The organism is Streptomyces sp. NPDC006458 (assembly GCF_040612135.1).
Taxonomy (GTDB): Bacteria; Actinomycetota; Actinomycetes; order Streptomycetales; family Streptomycetaceae; genus Streptomyces.
This window is the reverse complement of the sequence record NZ_JBEXPR010000053.1, coordinates 1-14,300: the sequence shown is the minus strand read 5'-3', so window position 1 is coordinate 14,300 and position 14,300 is coordinate 1. Positions and strand designations below refer to the sequence as shown.

General features: G+C 70.3%; 10 protein-coding genes and 1 pseudogene. 8 read left to right on the top strand and 3 right to left on the bottom strand.

Annotation, left to right across the window (positions count from 1 at the left end; genetic code table 11):
• Window positions 1-123 precede the first annotated feature (123 nt).
• The 3 genes from ABZZ79_RS37900 to ABZZ79_RS37890 all read left to right on the top strand — a co-directional run bounded on the left by ABZZ79_RS37900 (window position 124) and on the right by ABZZ79_RS37890 (window position 4,762).
• Window positions 124-2,685 carry an AMP-binding protein gene (locus ABZZ79_RS37900; RefSeq protein WP_356696930.1) on the top strand — a complete coding sequence of 854 codons (2,562 nt, stop codon included), beginning with the start codon at window positions 124-126 and terminating at the stop codon, window positions 2,683-2,685.
• Between the two features lie 725 nt (window positions 2,686-3,410).
• A complete protein-coding gene (locus ABZZ79_RS37895) occupies window positions 3,411-4,526 on the top strand; it encodes an IS4 family transposase (RefSeq protein WP_356696928.1) in 1,116 nt (371 codons plus the stop codon).
• A gap of 98 nt (window positions 4,527-4,624) precedes the next feature.
• Entirely contained in the window at window positions 4,625-4,762 is a 138-nt protein-coding gene (locus ABZZ79_RS37890) for a hypothetical protein (protein ID WP_356696926.1), read from the top strand.
• A gap of 20 nt (window positions 4,763-4,782) precedes the next feature.
• Here the strand turns inward: ABZZ79_RS37890 and ABZZ79_RS37885 are convergent.
• Window positions 4,783-5,262 (bottom strand): annotated as a pseudogene (locus tag ABZZ79_RS37885) (DUF6233 domain-containing protein); the annotation flags it as partial.
• A 532-nt stretch (window positions 5,263-5,794) separates the two neighbouring features.
• Between ABZZ79_RS37885 and ABZZ79_RS37880 the strand changes: the two are divergent.
• The 5 genes from ABZZ79_RS37880 to ABZZ79_RS37860 all read left to right on the top strand — a co-directional run bounded on the left by ABZZ79_RS37880 (window position 5,795) and on the right by ABZZ79_RS37860 (window position 10,101).
• Window positions 5,795-6,121 (top strand): hypothetical protein, encoded by a 327-nt coding sequence (locus ABZZ79_RS37880; RefSeq protein ID WP_356696924.1) that lies wholly within the window; start codon window positions 5,795-5,797, stop codon window positions 6,119-6,121.
• A gap of 237 nt (window positions 6,122-6,358) precedes the next feature.
• The gene (locus tag ABZZ79_RS37875) at window positions 6,359-7,033 is read left to right on the top strand and encodes a response regulator transcription factor (RefSeq protein ID WP_356696922.1); all 675 of its coding nucleotides are present in this window, start codon (window positions 6,359-6,361) and stop codon (window positions 7,031-7,033) included.
• Window positions 7,026-8,255: a HAMP domain-containing sensor histidine kinase gene (locus tag ABZZ79_RS37870; protein ID WP_356696920.1), complete on the top strand. Its 1,230-nt coding sequence runs from the start codon at window positions 7,026-7,028 to the stop codon at window positions 8,253-8,255. The genes ABZZ79_RS37875 and ABZZ79_RS37870 overlap by 8 nt, the downstream gene beginning before the upstream one ends.
• A 189-nt stretch (window positions 8,256-8,444) precedes the next feature.
• Window positions 8,445-9,920, top strand: coding sequence for a hypothetical protein (locus ABZZ79_RS37865; protein WP_356696918.1), 1,476 nt, complete (start codon window positions 8,445-8,447; stop codon window positions 9,918-9,920).
• A 52-nt stretch (window positions 9,921-9,972) separates the two neighbouring features.
• Complete coding sequence (locus ABZZ79_RS37860; protein ID WP_356696916.1) at window positions 9,973-10,101, top strand: transposase; 129 nt, start codon at window positions 9,973-9,975, stop codon at window positions 10,099-10,101.
• Between the two features lie 30 nt (window positions 10,102-10,131).
• On the opposite strand, the gene ABZZ79_RS37855 is transcribed toward ABZZ79_RS37860, so the two are convergent.
• Window positions 10,132-10,368 (bottom strand): integrase core domain-containing protein, encoded by a 237-nt coding sequence (locus ABZZ79_RS37855; protein WP_356696914.1) that lies wholly within the window; start codon window positions 10,366-10,368, stop codon window positions 10,132-10,134.
• Between the two features lie 323 nt (window positions 10,369-10,691).
• Window positions 10,692-14,279: a S8 family serine peptidase gene (locus ABZZ79_RS37850; RefSeq protein ID WP_356696912.1), complete on the bottom strand. Its 3,588-nt coding sequence runs from the start codon at window positions 14,277-14,279 to the stop codon at window positions 10,692-10,694.
• Window positions 14,280-14,300 lie beyond the last annotated feature (21 nt).

The following is a 14,300-nucleotide window of genomic DNA, read 5'->3' as shown; positions in this document are numbered from 1 at the left end:
TCGGCCGCGCCCACGCATCGGCGGAGCCGACTCTACCGCTTATTTTCCTGTGGATCTTCAACGAACCGTCCGTGACGTTCCTGTGACTATCCGGGCGAGGTAAGGCTTTCCTAAGATGCGCCCGTGACAGTCCCTCCCGACCTCCTCCCAGGCGCCAAGTCGGTCCCGTTCGCCCACGGCCTCGCCGCCCACGGCGACCGGACCGCCGTCATCACGGCCGACGGCCAGGTCAGCTACGCCGAGTTGGCCGCGCGCGTGGACGTGACGGCCCGCCGCCTCGGCAGGGAACGCCGTCTCGTCCTACTGGTCGGCGCCAACACCGTCGACGCCCTTGTCGTCCACCTCGCCGCCCTCACCGCGGGACACCCCGTCCTTTTGGTGCCGGGCGACCACCCCGAGGCCGTCAAGTCCCTGATCGACGCGTACGACCCGGACGTCGTGGCGCACCCCGAGGGCGGGCAATGGCTGCTCGACGAGCGGCGCGCAGTCTCGGCGCACGAGCTGCACCCGGACCTCGCCCTGCTGCTGAGCACCTCCGGCTCGACCGGATCACCGAAGCTCGTCCGGCTGTCGCACGAGAACCTCCAGGCCAACGCGGAGTCCATCGCGCAGTACCTGGACATCCGGGACACCGATCGTGCCGCGACCACCCTGCCCCTGCACTACTGCTACGGCCTGTCCGTCGTGCACAGCCACCTGCTGCGCGGTGCCGGACTGATCCTGACCGACCTGTCGGTCGCCGACAGCTGCTTCTGGGACCTTTTCAGGGCGGGCCGCGGGACGACCTTCGCCGGGGTTCCGTACACCTTCGACCTGCTCGACCGGGTCGGCTTCGCCACCATGGAACTGCCCCACCTGCGCTACGTCACCCAGGCAGGCGGCCGCCTGGCGCCCGGCCGGGTCCGGCGGTACGCCGAGCTCGGCCGCGCCGCCGGCTGGGAGCTCTTCGTGATGTACGGCCAGACCGAGGCGACGGCCCGCATGGCCTACCTGCCGCCGCACCTCGCGGAAACCCGCCCCGAAGCGGCCGGCATCGCCATCCCCGGCGGCTCCTTCCGCATCCGGCCGCTAGACCGCCCCGACGGGAACACCGGCGTCCTCACCAGCGAGGACACCGGCGAACTTGTCTACTCGGGCCCCAACGTCATGCTCGGCTACGCCCACACCCCCGAGGACCTCGCGCTGGGCCGAACCGTGCGCGAACTCCACACCGGTGACATCGCGCGCCGCACCCCCGAGGGGCTGTACGAGATCGTCGGCCGGCTCAGCCGCTTCGTGAAGATCCTCGGCCTGCGCATCGACCCCGGGCAGGTCGAGGAGATGCTCGCCCGACACGGCATCACCGCCCTGTGTACCGGCGACGACGAGACCCTCTGCGTCGCGGCCGTGGGTGCCCACGACTCCGAAGCGCGCCGGATCAGCAGGCTCGTGGCCCACGACTGCGGCCTGCCGACACGCGCGGTCCGCGTCCGCGTCCGCGCGGACCTGCCCCGCCTGCCCACGGGCAAGCCCGACTACCAGGCGGTGCGCGAACTGAGCCGTCAGGCCCCCGAACCCGTCGTCGGCCCCGAGGCCAAAGTGCCCGAAGGCCTGTGCCTGCTCTACGCGCGCGTCCTCGACCGCACGGACGTGACGGACGACAGCTCGTTCGTCAGCCTGGGCGGAGATTCGCTCTCGTACGTCGAGATGTCGATCCAGCTCGAAGAGCGGCTCGGCCACCTGCCGACCGGCTGGCACACGACACCGATCCGGGATCTCAGGCCGCCCGAGCAGGCCGACCCCTCCCGAAGACGGACCCTGGAGACGAGCGTCGCGCTCCGCGCCCTGGCGATCTTCTGCATCGTCGGCTCGCACATCCACGTGTTCGGCATCAAGGGCGGGGCCCACATCCTGCTCGCGGTCGCCGGATTCAACTTCGCCCGCTTCCACCTCACCACCGCCGAACGGGGGGTACGCCTACGCCGCGGCTGGACCAGCATTGCCCGCGTCTCGCTGCCGAGCATGGCCTGGATCGGACTGATCCTTCTCCTCAACGACGACTACACGCTCGCCAATCTCTTCCTGCTCGACGGCCTCATGGGACCCGACGGCCTCAAGACCGGAATGCAGTTCTGGTTCATAGAGGCCCTCGTCTACATCCTGATCGCCACCGTCGGCCTCCTGAGCCTGCCCGCGGTGGACCGGGCGGAACGCCGCTTCCCGTACGCCCTGCCCCTGACACTCGCCGGCCTGGGACTCCTCACCCGCTACGACCTCGTCGGCCTGCCTGACCGCGAGCAGATCCCCGACGCCATCACCGTCTTCTGGCTGTTCGCGCTCGGCTGGGCAGCGGCGAAAGCCACCACCACGCGACAGCGCATGCTGGTCACCGCCGCGGCCCTGGCCACCGTGCCGGGCTTATTTCCCGGCGACCCCGGACGCGAGGCGATCATCGTCGCCGGTTTCGCGCTGCTGGTCTGGGTGCCAAGCCTCCCCAGCCGCGAGCGCCTCAACCAACTCGCCGGCTTCCTCGCGACCAGCTCCCTCTACATCTACCTGACCCACTGGCAGATCTTCCCGCTCATCGACGGATTCTCCCGGCACCTGGCCTTCCTCGCCTCACTCCTCTTCGGCATCGCCTACGCGGCCGGCTCCGCCCGCCTGATGCGAGCAGTGTCCGCGCGGACGAAGGCGGCGGCGTCCTGACCCGCTCAGTGCCGGTATGAATGGGCGATCGTGGCGTGCCCTGGCATGGCGCGCATGCCGCGCGTCTGCCTCTGTCGCTCGGGACGTGGTCCGGGATGCTGCCGGTGTGCGCGCTCTTCGCCTGTCTGACGGGGCTCGCACGTCCCGCGAGGGCGATGCCGGCAGCGATGGACTCCTCCCCCCACGTCGCCGCCCGTGGGCACGCCGAGGCTTCGGCCGCCGTCCCGGACCACGGTCCGCGTTGCCACTTGTTCTGACCAGGTACACGGTGAGCCGGCCATCGAGCGGGTCAACCCGGGTCGGCGCAGGAAGCTCGAAGCGGACCGAGTCCCCGTGCACCGTCTCGGCCACCACCGCGTCGAGCGAGCCAGCTGGAACATGCAGCCGGGCGAGCACTGCTTCCTCAAACGCCGACCGCGGCAGAGGTATTCGCGCCGCGGGCAGGGCATCGTAGGCGCGGACCGGCCGGCCCCTTTGCCGGATGCCTGTCGGGCTGGCCGGCGGCCGAATCGCTGACGCCCCGGGGGGTTGACCTGTGCAGGCCCCGTCGGCCGAATGCCTACCGCGCGGGGGTGGAGCGGTTGCGTGCACCGGCATCAGCCCTGCCGGGCTAGGACCAATGCCGTGTAGTTAGGCGCGGGGCTGACGTGTCAAGCCGCCTGAAGCGGAGATGGAGCTCCTGCTAGAACCGTGTCGACCAAGATCACTGTTCAGCAGGAGCTCCATTGGACGCCAAGTCTGTCATTTCTCGTGAAGTAACGGTTGCCGCAGGGGCGTTCGCGCCGGGCCATCTGGGCGAGTTAACACGGATCGTTCCGTTTGAGATGGTCGACGAGGTGCTGGCCGAGACCGGCAGGACTCAGCAGCGGATACGGGACCTTCCCTCACGTGTGGTGGTGTACCTGCTGCTGGCCGGGTCCCTGTTCCCCGGGATCGGCTGGCAGCAGGTGTGGCAGCGGCTGACGGCCGGCCTGGAAGGACTGGAGACGGCAGCGCCGACGGCCGGCGCTCTGGCGCAGGCCCGCGGGCGGGTCGGGACCGGGCCGCTGCACCGCTTGTTCGACCTGTTGCGTGGACCGGCCGCCGGGATCGCCACCACGGGAGCGTGGTGGCGGGGTCTGCTCGTCTGTGCTGTCGACGGCACGCTGGTGGCCGTGCCCGACAGCCCGGCAAACCGGGCCGGGTTTGTCAGGCACCGCTGTAACAACGGCGGGGCGGGATACCCCTCGCTCCGTCTGCTGGTTCTGGTGTCCTGCGGTACCCGTACCGTCCTGGACGCGGTGTTCGGACCGACCGCAAACGGAGAAACGTCGTATGCCCCGGGCCTTGTTCGCAGCCTGCGCGAGGGCATGATCGTTCTGCTGGACCGAAACTTCGCCGTCCAGGCCCTGGTCGAGGCGATCACCGGGAAAAACGCACACGTTCTGGTCCGCGTGAAAGAACATCGCAGGCTGCCGGTCCTGAAACGTCTCCCCGACGGCTCCTACCTCTCCAGGCTCGGAGCCGCGGCGGTCCGCGTCATCGACTGCGAGATCACCGTCAGTACCTCACAGGGGCGCCGCACCGGCGCCTACCGTCTCGTCACGACCCTGACCGACCCCCACCCGCACCCCGCCGCCGAACTGATCAGGCTTTACCACGAGCGATGGGAGGTCGAGACCTCCTACCTGGAGATCAAGTCCACCATCCTCGGCGGCAGGGTCCTTCGTGCCCGAACTCCCGCCGGCGTTTCCCAGGAAGTCTTCGCACTGCTGGTCACCTACCAGGTCCTGCGACTGGCCATGGCGCCGGCACACGTCCGGACACCGACCCCGACCGGGCCAGCTTCTCCATCGCCCTGAACACCGCCCGCGACCTGCTCGTCCAGGCCGCGGGCATCTTCAACGACACCGCCGTCGATCTCGTCGGCACCATCGGCCGCCAGGTCCTGGCCGGCCTAATGCCCGACCGCCGCATCCGCACCCGACCACGCGTCGTCAAACGCGCCATCTCGAAGTACAACGCCAGAGGCACCGTCGACCGAACCAGCTACAAGGCCACCATCAGCATCGACATCCTGACCACCCGCACCCCTTGACACCCGACAGCGGGCGCTAACTACACGGCATTGGGGCTAGGACCGCCGTTCTGGTGGACATCCGCGAGAGAAGGAGCGCGTTCGGTGCGGCGAGAGGACGTGCCGAACGCGCCCGAGAAGCACGGTTGGTCGCGGAGCCTGCGCCGCCGCGTGCAGCAACTCCTGCGCCACCAGAGACACAAACTGCTCGACGACGCCACGATCGTCATGGCCGAATGGCACCCCACCCACAGTGGTAGCCGACCGGCGCCGTCGGCTTCTGGGACACCCCCAAATAGAACCGCCCAAGAGTGGCTTGCGTCCGCGCAGGTGGGGGAGCGGGGCGTGGATAAGCCGCTGATGCGCAGCTGGTTGTCGGGGTCGCAGTGGGTGCAGGCCCGCCGGCCGGTGGCCAGGAGCCGACTGGCCTCGTCGCGGCCGATGGGCTGGCGGCGTTTGCCCGCCATGGTGCAGGTGCCAGCGTGGGCCTCCACGAGCGGGCGGTCGTTGCCGATGCCGAGTTCGACGGTCCACCCCGCGGTTCGGGACCGGCGCTGGCGCGAGACGGCCCGACTCCGGAGGGATCCCGCAGTGCAGTGAGGGGCGGGCGACCGTACGGTCCGTACGCGGCCGCGCGACTTCGGTCGCTGCCGCCAGGCGCCATGAGCCGCACACGGGACTGGCCATGCTGGGGCAGGAGTTGGATCCCCTGAAGACCCTTACCGCCCTGGACGGATCCCGGCGGCGCCGGGCCTGAACTCATTCCCTGACTCGCGTGCACCGCAGGGGCGGTTGCGCTCGCTCGCGGACGCGCTGCGCGGTCCTCGGCGGAGTCGCCCTGCGGCGAGCGGTGCCCGCAGGCCGGTGGCGAGGAGCCGGCAGTCCTCATCACAGCCGATCGGCTGGAAGCGCCGGCCCGCCACCGCGACATGCCCTGAAGCCTGACTGTCCCTTCAGAATCGTTCAGCGTCTGTTCAGCGGGCCTGGTGCACCATGAAGCGGTCAGCCCGGCCGCACACAGCGGCCCAGGGGGTGCGGCGAGAGGGATACGGCATGAAGCGCAGAAGCAAGTGGACCGTCGGGGTCGCGCTATCGGCCGCCCTCATCGGTAGTGGCACCGGCATCGCCCTGGCGACGAGCAGTGGGGACGACAACGAGACACCCATCTCAGGACCAGCGCTGGAGAAGGCGACTGCCGCGGCGCTTGCGTACACCGGAGGAGGCGAGGTCACGGACGCCGAGGTCGGCGACGAGGAGGGCCACTACGAGGTCGAGGTCACCCTGGGCAACGGCAAGCAGGCCGACGTGCACCTTGACCAGGACTTCAAAGTCCTCGGCAGCGAAGTGGACGGCGGGGACGAACCGAACGACGGCGACTGATCCGGCGCGCCGGATCGAAGGGTGCCTGCTGGCCGGTGCGGCGTCAGTCCGGCTGCAGCCGATGGTCGTGCCTGTCGTCACATGAGCGAGGAACGTGGCGCGAGAACCGTGCTGCGTCAAGGAGAAGGTGCCCGCGGGCGCCGCAGGCCTTCCGGGGCAGCGAGGGCGGGCCGCAGCACTGCGCGTGCGCGATCGCTTCCGTTTGTCACCGCAGGCGGCTCCAGTAGCGTGGACCGTATGCGGGTGCTGGTCGTCGAGGACGAGGAGCGGTTCGCGGCAGGGCTGAAGGACGGACTTCAGGCCGAGGGCTTCGCCGTGGACGTCGCGTTCGACGGGGTGGACGGACTATGGATGGCGCGCGAGAACACCTACGACGCGATCGTCCTGGACATCATGCTGCCGAGCCTCAACGGCTACCGGGTCTGCCGGGCGCTGCGCGGTGAGGGCGACTGGACGCCGATTCTCATGCTCACAGCCAAGGAGGGAGTGTGGGACGAGATCGAGGGCCTCGACACCGGTGCCGACGACTACCTCACCAAGCCGGCCCCGTACGCCGTGCTGCTGGCCCGGCTGCGGGCACTGCTGCGGCGCGAGGCGCACGAGCGGCCCGCCGTGCTTGCGGTGGGCGACCTGCGGCTGGATCCGGCGGCCCGCACGGTGTCCCGGGCCGGGGAGCAGGTCGAGGTCACGGCACGTGAGCTGGCCGTGCTGGAGTTCCTGATGCGGCGGACGGGCGAGGCCGTGAGCAAGCGGACCATCCTCGACCATGTGTGGGGCGACGACTTCGAGGGCGATCCGAACATCGTCGAGGTGTATGTGCGGCGCCTGCGCAACAAGATCGACCGCCCCTTCGCGCGAGACTCGTTGCGGACCGTGCGGGGCCACGGGTATCGGCTGGTGCCGGATGGCTGATGAGCGGCGGCGCCTGCGGGCGGTGCGGGTCCGGGCCACGCTGATCGCCGTCCTCGCGGTAGGGCTTGCGCTGATCGCCGGAGGCAGCGTCCTGGTGCTCGGGCTGCGGACCGAGCTGAGCAACGACGTACGGGACGCCGCGCGGTCGCGCGCCCGGGAGGTGGCCCAGGTGATCGAGGAGGGCCGAGGGGTGCCCGACGTCACCGTCACCGACCCGGACGAGGAGTTCCTCCAGGTCGTCGACCAGCAGGGGATGCTCGTCGCGGCGAGCCCGAACGTGGAGGGACTTCCGGCACTGGCCCGGCTGCGACCCGGCGGCAGTGCCGAGGCCGATACCCCGCTCGACGAGGACCCCTTCCTGGTGGTGGCCGTGGGGGCACGGGACGGCGACCGGAGACTGACGGTCCTGGACGGCCGTACACCCGCCGGGGTCGCCGAGGCCACGTCCACGGTCACCCGGATGCTGCTCATCGGCCTGCCGGGGCTGCTGGTACTGGCGGCCGCGTCGACGTGGGTGGCTGTGGGCCGGACACTTCGGCGGGTCGAACGCGCCGAGGCCGCGCAGCGGCGCTTCGTCTCGGACGCCTCCCACGAACTGCGGTCGCCCGTCGCCACGGTCCGGCAATCCGCCGAGGTGGCCCTCGCCCACCCGGGGCGCGCCGACGCTGCGGCACTGGCCGGGACGGTGCTCGACGAGGCGGTGCGCATGCAGCGTCTCGTCGACGATCTGCTTCTCCTCGCCCGTGCCGACGAAGACGCGATCCGTCCGCCGCGGCGCCCCGTCGACCTGGACGACCTGGTCTTCGAGGAAGCCCGGCGGCTGCGCGAACGGCAGGACGGCCCGCGCGTCGACAGCACAGGTGTCTCGGCCGGACGGGTCCAGGGAGACGCGGACGCCTTGCGCCGGGTGATCCGTAACCTCGGTGAGAACGCAGCCCGGCACGCCCGCTCCCGCGTCGCCCTGTCCCTCGGCACGGCCGACGGAACCGTACGGCTTGACGTGGACGACGACGGCCCCGGGGTGTCGGAGACGGAATGGACCCGGATCTTCGACCGCTTCGTACGGCTGGACGAGGCCCGCGCGAGGGGTGAGGGCGGAGCCGGCCTGGGGCTCGCGATCGTGGCCGAACTGGTCGCGGCGCACGAGGGCACGGTGACGGCGGGACCGGCCCCGGGGCTGGGCGGAGCGCGCTTCACGGTGAGATTGCCGGCCACTTCCTGAGTTACTCGGGGCTGTGCCCTTGCGCGGCTGACCGTGTCACCTGCTGGCACGGCCAGGTACGCGCCCGAGTCGACCACGAACGGAATGCTCCACCCGAGGCGGCCTGACAGCACGTTCAGGTGCGTTCAGCGCCCAGTCAGAGGGTCGGTGGGACGCTCGTCGCAAGGCGCATGTCCCAAGGAGGCCGCCATGAGCGCCAACCGCCACACCCTGCGGACCGGACGTGCCCTGACCGCCACCGCTCTCCTGGCCGGTGCGTGCTCGGGAGCCGCCGGCACCGCTGCCGGGCAGGCCGAGCGAAGCGGCTGCGTGCACGTCATCAGCGAGGACACGGGCAAGAAGGGCGACGCCTGCCTGCCCCTCGCCCCGGCACAGGACCGCGTCGATCTCACTGAGCCACGCTTCACACATTCCACCCGGATCACCAACCCCCTCCATCCCACCACTGACGTCGACCAGGTGGTCATGGGCGGGCAGGTGGATGGCAAGCCGTTCCGGACCGAGGTCAGCCTGTTGCCCGGCACGAAGAAGATCACTTACGACGGCCGCTCCGTCGAGACGCTGGTCAGCCAGTACGTGGCGTTCTCCGACGGCCGGATCCAGGAGGTGGCCCTGGACTGGTACGCACAGGCCGACGACACTTCCGTCTGGTATTTCGGCGAGGATGTCTTCAATTACAAGGACGGTGTTGTCGCCGACACGGAAGGTACCTGGCAGGCGGGACGCGACCACGCGCCACCCGCGATGATCATGCCTGCCCAACCGGAGAAGGGCGACGTCTACCGCCCCGAGAACCTCCCGGAGAAGGTCTTCGAGGAGGTCACCGTACGGACAGTGGATCAGTCGGTCGACGGCCCGTACGGCGAGGTCGAGGGCGCGATGACGGTCCGTGAACTGCACATGGACGGCTCCACCGAGGAGAAGGTGTTCGCGCCGGGGTACGGGGAGTTCTCGACCGGCACCGAGGGCGGCGACCTGGAGGCGGTGGCTCTCGCAGTGCCCACCGACGCGAAGCCCGGACCATTGCCGGACCGGCTGACCGCCCTGGAGCGTGCGGCCGTTTCCGTTCACGAGTCGCCTGGGGACGCCACCGTTCGCGAGGTCCGTGCCGCTTGGGACGCGTACCGCGCCTCCGATGCCGTGGCGGAGCTGCTGGAGCGGCAGATTGAGCGTGACCTCGTCGCCTTGGAGAAGGCCGGGGACGGTGCGCCGGCGACGGGTCCCGCCCTGCGCGTCGCCCAGAACGTGACGGACCTGCAACTCCGCTACGAGCCCGTGCCGGTGGTCGACCATGACCGACTCGCCCTCTGGGCACGCCAGTTGACGATCGACGCGCAGATCGCGAACGGAGGTGCTGTCGCGGGCGACGTGACCGCACTGGGGCTCGTGTGGGAGCGGGCGCGGCACGAGGCCCTGAACACCGTGCCGGTGGACACGGACTTGAGGAAACTCCGCGCGGCAGCCGATCGCGAGGACCTGGCGGAGATAGAGAGTCTCGCTCCCGGACTCGCCGAGCACATCGCGGGTTTGAAGGGACTCCAACTGCATGCCTGGCGGAAGTCGGCAGGCACGAGGCCGGGTGGTCGTGCTCGCCGAGCCGCTGTGCGGCTGCTTCCTGGACGGCGGCGACGGCGGCCGATCAGGCAGGTTGAAGCTTCCCCTTGATGTTGGACACCTGGAGACTGGGACGTGAGGTTCCAGAGGAAGTAGTGGCCAGGTGGGAAGCAAGAGCAACCGCAGCAGGCGGTATACGGAGGAGTTCAAGCGCGACGCGGTCGCGCTGGTCCGGTCCTCCGGGAAGACCGTCACCGAGGTGGCCCGGGAGATCGGGGTCAGTGCCGAGTGAACTTTCCCCGTGATGCTGGACACTCGTTGCTTACGCTGCGAGGGCGTGTTCTTGCTCGTGTCGCTGTCGGGTCTCCAGCGGGGTGAGGTAGCCCCAGGCCGGATGCTTCCGCAGTCGCCTGCGGTTGTAGAAGGTCTCGATGAAGGCGAAGATCTCCGCGCGGGCGGTGGTCCGGTCGGGCCAGCGGCGGGTGCCGATCTCCTCTTTGAGCAGTGCGAAGAAGCTCTCGGCGGCGGCATTGTCGAAGCACGAGCCGGTTCGGCCCATGCTCTGCGTGCGGCCGTTCAGGGTTTCGTGGGCCCGGGACGAAGTCGGCCAAGCGCTGGTGGAGCTCGGTCAGGTCGCTGCCCGGCTGCCGATAGAGCGTACGCACGGGGCGCATCGCGGCCTCGCGCCGTTCAGCGCTTCGGGCGCCAGGCCGAGCTTCGGAGCGACGGGTGGTGTTCAGCGTTCCGCTGAACCGCCGTCAGGTGAACAGAATCCGAAGCTCGGCCTAGACCCGTTATCTTTTAGTTATTTGTCTGAGTGGTACTTGTCCGGACAGGTGAGTCCGCCGGTGCCCCCGCGGGGCGGTCCGGCGCCTCGGGCTGTCAGCCGGCCAGGTCGGGACGGTCGGTGACCCGGATGGCGTTCACCAGCGCCTTGCCCCGGTCGGCGGCGAAGCCGACGTCGAGCGTGCCGTCGGTGACCTGGACGGTGTACGAGCGCTTCACCGCCGCGCCCTTCCCGGCCTCGCCGACGATGTCGAGCGAGGGCAGGACCTCGGCGCCCTCGATCAGCACGCCGAACACCCGGTTGCCCGCCTGGGCGTTGGGCCGGGTCTCGGTGAAGCCGAGCTCGACCGTGTACGTGCCGTTCGGCACCCCGTCGAAGCGGTACGCGCTCATGCCCTCGCGGGCGGTGGAGTACAGCCACGGGTCCTCGGTGCCGGTGATGGCGTCCTTGGTGAAGTGCGGACCGGCGTCGCCGAGGTAGCCGTAGGACCCGGCGGTGTACTCGCGGTCCGGGCTCCAGGAGTCGCCGGCGCTGTCGGCCCGCGCGGCGAGCTGCTTGCCGCCCGCGTCGACGGCGACCTGGTAGCGCGGGACGACGACCGTGACCGGCACGGTGACCGTACGCCCCTGGGCGCTGTCCGAATGGACCAGGAGCTGCGCGGTGAGCACCGAGCCGGGCGTGGCGCCGGTGGTGTCGACCCGGACCGACAGCGCGGTCTCGGCGCCGGGCGCCAGCTCGGCCGCGCCGAGCGAGGCGTCGAGCCAGCTCACGTCGGACTCCTTGCCCGCGACCGCCTCGGAGACCCGGACGGGGGTGGTGACACCGCCGTAGTTGCCGACCGTCAGGGCGCGGGTGCGCTGCTGCGCCTCGGGCGCGACGACCTTCAGGCCCTCCAGGGGGACGCTCACCCGCACCAGGCTGGTGGGCAGCGCGACGGAGGCGACCACGGGGTTGCCGGCCGGCACGTCGAGGGTCTTGGTGACCGTGGCGTACGACGTCTTCTGGTACGTCGCCTGGTACGTGCCGGGAGGAAGCGCCACGTTGTAGCTTCCGTCGGCGCGGGTGGTCGTGGTGACCGTGGTGTCGCCGGTGAGGGTGACAGTGGCGCCGGACACGGCGGAGCCGGCGTTGCCGTCGGTGACGAGGCCGCGTACCTGGCCGTTACGGGTGCCGCGGAAGGTGACGTTCAGACCCGAGTAGACGGACGGCGTGTTGTACGCGTACTGGAAGCCGTCGGAGCCGGTGGCGTTCTCGATGCCTATGGTGGCGCTGGAGGCGATCTTCTCGCCGCCGGTCGGGATGCCGTCGTACGTGTAGGTGATCGACCCGTCCTCACCGAGCACGACCGAGAACGAGAGCCGGTCCGTCCGGCCGTCGCCGAAGGTCACGTTCCGCCATTCGACGACGAAGCTGCGGTTGGGCGCGGTGCCGAGGACGCCGGTGTAGACGCCTGCCTGGGAGTCCACCCGCAGGCGGTCCCAGAAGGGGTACAGCGTGTTGTTCGGCTGGCTCGCGTTGGGAATGCCCTGGTTCTGGCCGAACTCCACGAACGGGTCGTAGCCGAGCAGGCCGTTGGTGCCGATAAAGATCCTGTTCGAGGCCGCGGTCGAGCCGTACACCGGCACGTCGAACGGCAGGGTGAACGGGCGCGAGATGTTCGAGTCCGAGATCGGGAAGCGGGTCGTGCCGGTGATGTGGCCGCCCGCGCGGCTCGTGCAGCCGTAGCCGTACGCGTCGGTGCGGGCCGGCAGCGTCAGGTCGACCGTGGCGTCGCCGGAGACGTCCAGGGCGCGGCCGAGCGGGTTCGCGCAGCTCTGGGCCGGGGTGACCTTGAGCTGGTACGAACCGTGCGGCAGCGGCAGCGTGTAGTGGCCGTCGGCGGCCACGGTCGTCTTGGCCGGAGTCCCCAGGGCGACGACGGTGCTTCCGGCGACGGGGCCGGTGACGTCGGTGACGGTACCGGAGACGGTCGCGATCGGCGCCGTCCGTGTGGTGAAGTCGACCTGCGTCGTGGAGTCCGCGGTGACGGTGACCGTCCGGCCGGCCTCGAGGTAGCCGAACCGGGTGACCTTGATCGCGTACTCGCCGACCAGCAGACGCGGCAGCGTGTAGGTGCCGTCCGGGGCGGTGACCACGGTGCGGTCCAGCGGGCCGTCCACGCTCACCTGGGCGCCGGCGAGCGGCGTCCCGTCGACCGTCACGGTGCCCGAGATGGTCGCGAGCCCGGCGCGCGGGGCGGCCTGGACGGAGGCGTAGGCGTCGAGCTTGCCCTCGCCGAACACGTTGTTGTCGTCGGCGGTGCCGCCGCAGCTGGTGTCGTTCACGTCACGCGCCGTGGAGTCCAGCAGTGCCCTGGTGGCGGGGATGTCGTGGATCAGGGAAGGCGCGGCCGACCACATCAGCGCCACGACACCGGCGGTGTGCGGGGATGCCATCGAGGTGCCCGAGAGGAGCTTGTAGCGGTCGCCGGGGACGGCGGAGCGGATACCGACGCCCGGCGCGGTGATGTTCGGCTTGATCTCACCGTCGCGGCCGCTGCCACGGGACGACCAGTAGGCGATGGTGCCGTTGGAGTCGTACGCCCCGGAGCTGTAGGAGTTCGGGTAGATGCCCGGGGTGGTGGTGGTGTTGCACTGGGGGCCGCTGTTGCCGTTGGACATGGCCGTGAAGATCCCGGCGGCGTTCCAGGCGTTGACGACGTCCAGGTACCAGGCGTCGTAGCCGGACCCTCCCCAGGAGTTGTTGATGATGTCCGGGGCGAGGTCGGGCCGCGGGTTGGCGCCCTTGCTGTCGGTGGGGGCGAGCATCCACTGGCCGGCGGCGAGCAGCGAGGCCCTCGAGCAGGACGTGTCCTCGCAGCCCCGGGCGGCGATCCACTTCGCGCCCGGGGCGACGCCGATGCCCGAGCCGCCGTCGCCGACGATGGTGCCCATCGTGTGGGTGCCGTGACCGTTGCCGTCGCAGGGTGTCTGCGGCGCGCAGACGCGGGTCGGGTCAAACCAGTTGTAGTCGTGGCTGACCGTGCCGTCGGCTGCCCGCCCGCGGTACTGGGCGGCGAGCGCGGGGTGGTCGAACTGCACCCCGCTGTCGATGTTGGCGACGACGATGCCCTCGCCGCGCACCTTGAAGTCGTTCCAGACGGCGTCCGCCCCGATCTCGGCGATGTTCCAGTCGACCGAGTTCACGCTGGGTCCGGCGTCGCCCCCGGCGAGCGGCTTGGGCAGGGTCAGGGACTCATCCGCCTCCACGGCGCTGACCTCGGGAAGCGCCGCGATCTTCTTCAACAGCTTTGTGTCGCCGGTTACTTGGACGCTGTTGGAGATCCAGAAGGGGGTGTGGTCCGCGCCCGCCGCCTTGAGCAGCTTGCGCAGCCGCGCCTGGGACTTCTCGGCGTGCTCGGTCTTGGCGCGGAGGACGGCCTCGCCCTTCTTCGCCTTCGTCTTCACCTTGGCGGTGGCGCCGGCGAGGTCGGCGGCGCTGTCCAGCCGCACCCAGAAGGTGCCGGTGCCATCCTCGGCCAGATCGGCGAGAACGGCGGCCTCGGTCTTGCGCTCCACAGCCGTGTCACGCTCGGAAGCGGCGGGGTCGGCGGCGGCCGTGCCGCCGCCGCCGGGTCCCACGACCGCCAGAGCGGGTTGTCCGTCGGCGGGGCACTGCGCCACCCACCGGCCTCCGGGCGCCACGATTCCGGAGGGTACCTTGGC

Coding starts and splice junctions, on each gene's coding strand:
- ABZZ79_RS37875 (WP_356696922.1), top strand. CDS start 6,359: ATGCGGGTGCTGGTCGTCGAGGACGAGGAGCGGTTCGCGGCAGGGCTG.
- ABZZ79_RS37870 (WP_356696920.1), top strand. CDS start 7,026: ATGGCTGATGAGCGGCGGCGCCTGCGGGCGGTGCGGGTCCGGGCCACG.
- ABZZ79_RS37855 (WP_356696914.1), bottom strand. CDS start 10,368: ATGGGCCGAACCGGCTCGTGCTTCGACAATGCCGCCGCCGAGAGCTTC.
- ABZZ79_RS37865 (WP_356696918.1), top strand. CDS start 8,445: ATGAGCGCCAACCGCCACACCCTGCGGACCGGACGTGCCCTGACCGCC.
- ABZZ79_RS37890 (WP_356696926.1), top strand. CDS start 4,625: ATGCCCGACCGCCGCATCCGCACCCGACCACGCGTCGTCAAACGCGCC.
- ABZZ79_RS37880 (WP_356696924.1), top strand. CDS start 5,795: ATGAAGCGCAGAAGCAAGTGGACCGTCGGGGTCGCGCTATCGGCCGCC.